Origin of the sequence: Dasania marina DSM 21967, from assembly GCF_000373485.1 — a bacterium.
Classification (GTDB): domain Bacteria; phylum Pseudomonadota; class Gammaproteobacteria; order Pseudomonadales; family Dasaniaceae; genus Dasania; species Dasania marina.
This window is the reverse complement of record NZ_KB891589.1, coordinates 1-1,631: the sequence shown is the minus strand read 5'-3', so window position 1 is coordinate 1,631 and position 1,631 is coordinate 1. Positions and strand designations below refer to the sequence as shown.

1 protein-coding gene is annotated in these 1,631 nt (G+C 48.9%); it reads right to left on the bottom strand.

Features of this window, described 5'->3' with window-relative positions; all coding sequences use genetic code 11:
- On the bottom strand, positions 1–1,631 hold a 1,631-nt coding region (locus B067_RS20795), incomplete at both ends, for an Eco57I restriction-modification methylase domain-containing protein (RefSeq protein WP_019531272.1).

Below are 1,631 nucleotides of genomic sequence, written 5' to 3'. Positions count from 1 at the left end.
TTAAGGCCATCCCAAATCTGCCAAATAAACGGGCGATTTTGGAACAGCTTGCAGTGCTGAACGAAGAACTTATCGCGCAACCAAGCGTCCAGGCTATTGGCGCCAACAGCGGCCAGCAGCTCTGCCTGCACATTAATATTCCAGGCCTCGCCATAGGCGGCTTCTAACATGTGCACCAAGCGATCGGCGGCGGCCGGTTCGCCGCGTACGGCGGGGAGGCAAGCGATGCCATCGTCGTCCATCAGTGCTAGCAGTGGCTCACAGGCGTTTACCCATTGGCGTTGTTCGGGGGCTAGATCCATTTCAGTGTCCAGCTCTGCCGGCCAGCGATAACCGAGCAGGAGTGCCAGGGCGACTTGTAGGACTGTGTCGTCTTTGCGTAGATCACCAATTGCGGTTATTTTATCTTGTTCATGCCATACCACTGAGCCACAGGGGTGGCCGTGGAAGATCCATTGGGTGGGGTCGTTGCTGTAGGGTTGAGGCAGGCCGTTGGGGTATTGCTCTTCAGCGATCTTGCTCCAACGATCTAGATCAAATGGCACTTTTACCAAAGTTGCATTGGTTACTTTTAATGCTTGATCAATTTGGCGAACTGAATCGTTATATTCTGGGGAAGAACAAAAACACCAGATGGCAGCAAGATTTTCTTCATTCCCAGGAATTATTGGTGAACAACTAATATCGAAGAACTCTCCAGAATACAAAGTACAAGAGAGCTCTGACATCATATTAGATGAGACCCCTTTTTTACCCCAACCTGCATCCCCTTGAATACGAGCCTTAGCATTTGCCTTATGTAAGCTACCGTTATCAGACCAGTAAAATATTTGAGAGGCTCCAGAATAGTAAGCCCATCCATCGATCGTATTCTTTAAGAAACGCCAGTCAGAAAGAGAGCTAACTTCCCAAAATTGAAATCTGAACCTCAAAGAGTCACCACCATGCATCCCATTTAAAGCTGCAGCATAGCGCTCAAGAAGTTTTCCTTTAGATGAATCAAAACTTATTCGCCCATCCGGATTCTCCAACTGCTTAGCCTGCTCAACCTGCTTAATTTCAGACACTAACAACTCATTGGCTTTTAACTTAGCAGTTTTAACTTCAGAAACATCCAGACCACACAGCTGATGCTGATTGGATTGCCCCAATAGAGATTCATCTCGCTGGCCACGGCTGATGCTGATCAGAATAGCCTTTACCACTTCACCGCTGATGGTATCGAAAGCGCCAGAGCCTAAGCGTGTAACCATCTCCCAGATATCTTGAGTCAGCAACTTCTCACGGAATTTTTTATAGCTGCTTAAGAACAACCAATTTTGCGGCAGTACCACACTGGCGTTGCCACCCTGAGTACACAGTTCTAAGCACCTATCTAGAAACACTGTGGCCAGATCACTCTTGCCCGCCGGGTAATGCTTCTCGCAGTATTTCTGTAATACCGCATCCTGTTTACCGCGAGCCAGATAAGGCACATTGGTAATCACCCAAGAGTATTGCCCCGCCAACAACGTCGCCGCCTTGGCCAACCCCTTAGCGGCAATCTGCGCCTCATGGGCATCGTCACTGTCGGTGGCCAGCGCTTGATTTAACGCCTCACTTAACTCATCCCATTCGACAATTTTGGCGGC